4 protein-coding genes and 1 pseudogene are annotated in these 5,047 nt (G+C 65.6%); 3 read left to right on the top strand and 2 right to left on the bottom strand.

Annotated elements, in window-relative coordinates:
- Together AB0J09_RS55860 and AB0J09_RS55865 are read right to left on the bottom strand one after the other, a co-directional pair.
- Positions 1 to 381 (bottom strand): hypothetical protein (locus AB0J09_RS55860; RefSeq protein WP_360710584.1); only part of this gene is annotated, 381 nt, incomplete at its 3' end.
- Between the two features lie 478 nt (positions 382 to 859).
- A complete protein-coding gene (locus AB0J09_RS55865; protein ID WP_360710585.1) occupies positions 860 to 1,309 on the bottom strand; it encodes a hypothetical protein in 450 nt (149 codons plus the stop codon).
- Positions 1,310 to 2,490: 1,181 nt separating this feature from the next.
- On the opposite strand from AB0J09_RS55865, the gene AB0J09_RS55870 reads away from it, so the two are divergent.
- The 3 genes and pseudogenes from AB0J09_RS55870 to AB0J09_RS55880 all read left to right on the top strand — a co-directional run.
- Entirely contained in the window at positions 2,491 to 3,390 is a 900-nt protein-coding gene (locus tag AB0J09_RS55870; RefSeq protein WP_360710586.1) for an alpha/beta hydrolase, read from the top strand.
- 43 nt (positions 3,391 to 3,433) lie between these two features.
- A complete protein-coding gene (moeZ, locus tag AB0J09_RS55875) occupies positions 3,434 to 4,615 on the top strand; it encodes an adenylyltransferase/sulfurtransferase MoeZ (RefSeq protein ID WP_360710588.1) in 1,182 nt (393 codons plus the stop codon).
- Between the two features lie 47 nt (positions 4,616 to 4,662).
- A pseudogene (locus AB0J09_RS55880) lies at positions 4,663 to 5,047 on the top strand (hypothetical protein); the annotation flags it as partial.

Genomic DNA, 5,047 nt, shown 5'->3' on the forward strand with positions numbered 1-5,047 from the left:
ACCACCGCCACCGCCGCCACCGCCGCCGCCACCACCGCCGCCGCCACCGCCGCCGCCGCCGTCGCCGCCGTCGTCATCGTGGTCCTCGTCCTCGAACTTGAACTTTTCGAATTCCTTGTCGAAGTCGTGGAACCTCTGACGCAGGTCGTCGTGGCTGAAGTTCCAGTTTCTGTTGAAGACGTGGACATCTACGCGGTCGTTACGGTGGTGCCTGCGCCACCAGCCGCCCCCGCCGCAGCGACCCCAGCCGCAACCATGTCCCCCGATGAGGACTGGCGCGCCGGTGCTGACCTGGGCGGTACCGGCGCTGGCCGCGGACGTCGCCGCGCCGGCGGCGACCACGCCGCCGGTCAGCGCCGTACCGATGGCGAGGCCCGCCATAATACTTTTGAGCTTGGGCATTGCGTTTTCCTCCTAAAGGATCGATTGCCCCGTTTCGACATTTCCCGAAAACGGCGTAGCCGGGATGTCGGGAAATGACTCGGAATGGCCGCTGAGTAAAACCTTCCGTGTTCTGTATATTTCCGGCCGAATAGTCGACAAACCGGAATTATTCAGTCTTTCCCGATAGTAGATGATTTCTATGGTCCAGGAAAAGCGGGCCATGCATGGCCGCCATCCCCCCGGCGCGCTGAATAACGAGAAAGGGAACGAGGTTCGCAGTGAGGGCTCCCCGGCCGATGCCGGCGGAGCCCTCACCAGGAATTTTCGAGGAGACGAGGAGAATGAATCTCAGGCCGAACCGCGCAGAAAACGCGGACCGCTCCCGAGAGCCCGTAATTCACCGGCCGAATCCACTTTCTGGAAACAATGACCAACTATGAAGACGGGCACTCATCCCTGTGTCGTCGGCACCCGATTACTCGTCGTTGTTCTCGTGGTGGTTCTTCTTCTTGAACTCGCGGTGGTCCTTCTCCCGCTCGTCGCGCCTGTCCCTCCTACGGTTGGTGTTGAAGTTGATGTTGTCGTTGCTGACGGTGACGCAGACGTGGCGACGGTTGGACCTCCATCCGCCCCCGCCCCGACGGCAACCACGGTTGCCGACGTTGCCGTTGTTGCCGTTGTTGAAGCCGCCGTTGGCGAAGAGGAGCGGGAAGAGCTCCTCGAAGCCTCGGTCGTCATTGTCATCGTCATCGTCGTCGTTGGTGAAGAAGATGGCGTCGTCGTCATCGTCGTCGTCGCCGGTGAGGAAGTTCCCGCCGGTGAACTGGGTGGTGGCGTCTGCGTAGGTGGCGCCCAGGCCGACCACGCCGCCGGTCAGCACCGTGCTGACGGCGAGACCCGCCATAACACTCTTGAGGTTGGGCATTGCGTTTTCCCCCTAAAGGATCTGTTGCCCCGTTCTCGACGTTTTCGGATTCCCTGAAAACAGGTCCCTGGACGGCTGCTGAAGAGTCATCCGCTGAAAGTCATTTCCGAGGCGGTGGGCAGGCAAACAGGAATCACCCTATTTTGCTATGCATTAACACTCTTCTTGCTCGCATTAGACATCTATCCAATGAAATGGCACGATATGTCCGATTTTTCCGCGATGGAAAACGGTCGTAAGTGGCATTGGTCGTCGTGCCGGCCGGACTCCTTATTGGCCGTGCCGGTATCGCGAGCCGTGATGTCCTCGCTTGCGATGCCGCTCCGAGGTGCGAAGAGCCGCGAACATATTTATTGCCGTGATGCCGGCGCGCGTCGGCGGCGGCGTTCGCATTTCGCCATGGTTGTGAGGGCAGGCATGCTGACGCTCACCGGTGTTGCCGGCTGGATGCGTTATTGCGCCACGGCGGCCATCATTGTCTGGGGCGGCGGTCTGCCGTCCCAGAGGATGTCTTCCGCTTGCTGGCGGTGCTCAATGCCCGCGTCTCGACTCGCTCCGCCTTAACGGTGAGTGTCCATGCTGTCACGCTGAGTACCGCTTGGTTGTCATGTTTTCCGGCCTTGACTGCCACAAACGGGGGACTACAGCTTTTACCTCACTCTTAGTCTGGCATGAGATCCATTAGACATTTTTGAAACTAAATAGGCTGATATGTCCGCATTGATCAGAGCGGGTCCCGCGCGGTGACATCCCTGTTGCGGTCAGAGCGCACACAAAAGGCCGCGAACCCACACGAAGGGTCCGCGGCCGCAGGGGTCCGGCTAGCATCTGCCGCGCTGGTCGACGATCCGCCCGCCGGGCCGGGCCCGGACGTTGAGCCCGGTCTTGACGTGCCGCACCCCGTACTTGCATCGGGGATGGTCGAGGACCGCGGCTGGCGCTCGTGGGGTCGGTGTCACTCGCCGCGACGAGCCCTCCTCCTGCGATGGCCGCGGCTGCCAGGCCCGCGGTGATACGGCTGAAGAGCGTGACGTCCCCCTGTCCGCGCTCGGGGCATATGCGCTAGATGTCCGAAAGGTGGATAAAGAAACCGCTCTGTAGGGAATTCAGACCCCACCCAGGCCCGATGGTTATCGTTGAGGGAACGAGAAGAGACGTTCGCGAAACGACAAGGGGGACGCATGATGGCGGAGCCGATCCCGCACTGGCCGGGACGCATGATCGGCTCGGTGCACGTCCGATCGACGGGCGAGGGCCCGGGCGAGCAGGCCGTCTTCGTGCACGGCCTGGCCGGGTCGGCCACCAACTGGACCGATCTCATGGGTGAGCTCAAAGACACCGTCACCGGCCACGCCCTCGACCTCCCAGGGGCGGGGTTCTCGCCCGCCCCGTCCGACGGCGACTACACCGTCGCCGGCCACGCCAGAGCCGTGACCGAACTGATGGAGCACACCGGCCCGGCCCACCTGTTCGGCAACTCGCTCGGCGGCGCGATCGCCGTCAGGGTCGCCGCCGGCCGTCCCGACCTGGTCCGCTCGCTCACGCTGGTCTCCCCGGCCCTGCCCGACCTGCTCCCCAGGTACGGCCCCGTCCGCATCGCCGCCGCCGCGATCCCCGTGCTCGGCGAATGGGTGGCGAGCCGACTCTCCCTGGTCCCCGCCGAGCAGCGCATCAACGCCTCCATGGCCATGGTCTGGGCGAACGCCAACAGCGTCCATCCCATACGCCTGCGCGACGCGATCGACGAGCTCCGCAGACGTGACGACCTCCCACACGCCGGTGAGGCCATGATCGGCTCGGCCCGGGGCATCGTGGCCGAGTACTTCCGCCGCGGCGAGGACAACCTGTGGCGCCAGGCGGCCAAGGTCAAGGCCCCGACCCTGATTGTGCACGGCAGGCACGACCGCCTCGTCCGGCCCGCCATGGCCGCGAAGGCGTACCGTGCGTTCCCGCAGGTCAGGCTCGTGCTGCTGCAGACGGCGGGGCACGTGGCGATGATGGAGATGCCGCAGGTCGTGGCGGCGGAAGCACGCCGTCTGATCGGTGAGACTCGATTGGGGAATGCCCCACTCGCCAGCTAGGTTTCAAGGTGAGATAGGACCCCCTGGAACGGGAGCGTAGAAAGTGTCGTTGCCACCGCTGGTCGAGCCGGCCGCAGAGCTGACCGTCGACGAAGTGCGCCGCTACTCGCGCCACCTGATCATCCCCGATGTGGGCATGGCGGGGCAGAAGCGGCTGAAGAACGCCAAGGTGCTGTGTGTCGGCGCCGGGGGCCTGGGCTCGCCCGCGCTGATGTACCTCGCGGCGGCGGGCGTCGGCACCCTCGGCATCATCGACTTCGACGTGGTCGATGAGTCCAACCTGCAGCGCCAGATCATCCACGGCCAGTCCGATGTGGGCAGGCTGAAGGCCGAGAGCGCCGCGGCGTCAGTCCGCGAGATCAACCCGCTGGTCGATGTCGTCATCCACAACACGGCGCTGACCACGGAAAACGTCATGGAGATCTTCTCCGGCTACGACCTCATCGTCGACGGCACCGACAACTTCGCCACGCGCTACATGGTGAACGACGCGGCGGTGCTGCTCGGCAAGCCGTACGTCTGGGGCTCGATCTACCGCTTCGACGGTCAGGCCAGCGTGTTCTGGGCCGAGCACGGGCCCTGCTACCGCTGCCTCTACCCGGAGCCCCCGCCCCCCGGCATGGTGCCGTCGTGCGCCGAGGGCGGCGTGCTGGGCGTGCTGTGCGCCTCGATCGGCTCCATCCAGGTCAACGAGGCCATCAAGCTGCTGACGGGCATCGGTGACCCGCTGGTCGGGCGGCTGATGATCTACGACGCCCTGGAGATGAAGTACCGCGACGTCAAGGTCCGCAAGGATCCTGAGTGCGTCCTGTGCGGCAAGAACCCGACGGTCACCCAGCTGCTCGACGACTACGAGGCGTTCTGCGGCGCGATCTCCGACGAGGCCGCCGAGGCCGCCACCGGCTCCACGATCACCGCGCTGGAGCTCAAGGGCATGCAGGACCGCGGCGAGAGCATCTTCCTCGTCGACGTCCGCGAGCCGAACGAGTACGAGATCGTCTCCATCCCCGGCGCCACGCTGATCCCCAAGGGCGAGTTCCTCAACGGCTCGGCCCTGGAGAAGCTGCCGCAGGACAAGCGCATCGTGCTCCACTGCAAGTCCGGCGCGCGCTCGGCCGAGGCGCTCGCCGTGGTCAAGAACGCCGGGTTCTCCGACGCCGTCCACGTGGGTGGCGGCGTGCTGAGCTGGATCAAGACGGTAGACCCGAGCCTGCCCGCCTACTAAGGGGTTTCTGGGGATGTTCCCCGGACGTCCCTATTAAGGTCGATGGGGTGAACTCCGCTCGGCCCTGGCCCATTCTCGTGGTGGCCTCCGCGCTGACCCTGGTCTGCGCGGTGGCCGCCGGAGTGGCGGGCAGTGCGGCCGGCGCGGAGCTCACCCGCGGCCCCACCGCGGCGGAGCTGCAGTCGGCGGCCAGGCACGAGGTCGCCGAGCGCTGGCGCACCTGGCCCAGCGGACGTATCTTCCCCGCCACATTGCCGTACTCCGCCGAGCAGGGCGGGCAGGAACGTGCCAGCAGGATCGGCATCTCGCCCCAGACCTCCTGCGACCCCGTCGACGCCAAGGCGGTCAGAACGCTGCGCAAGGCCGGCTGCAGGGGCGTGCTCCGGGCCACCTACATCGACGCGCTGCGCGGCGTGCTCGTCACGATCGGCG

This window comes from Nonomuraea sp. NPDC049784 (genome assembly GCF_040659615.1).
Lineage (GTDB): Bacteria > Actinomycetota > Actinomycetes > Streptosporangiales > Streptosporangiaceae > Nonomuraea.

Coding starts and splice junctions, on each gene's coding strand:
- AB0J09_RS55865 (WP_360710585.1), bottom strand. CDS start 1,309: ATGCCCAACCTCAAGAGTGTTATGGCGGGTCTCGCCGTCAGCACGGTG.
- AB0J09_RS55870 (WP_360710586.1), top strand. CDS start 2,491: ATGATGGCGGAGCCGATCCCGCACTGGCCGGGACGCATGATCGGCTCG.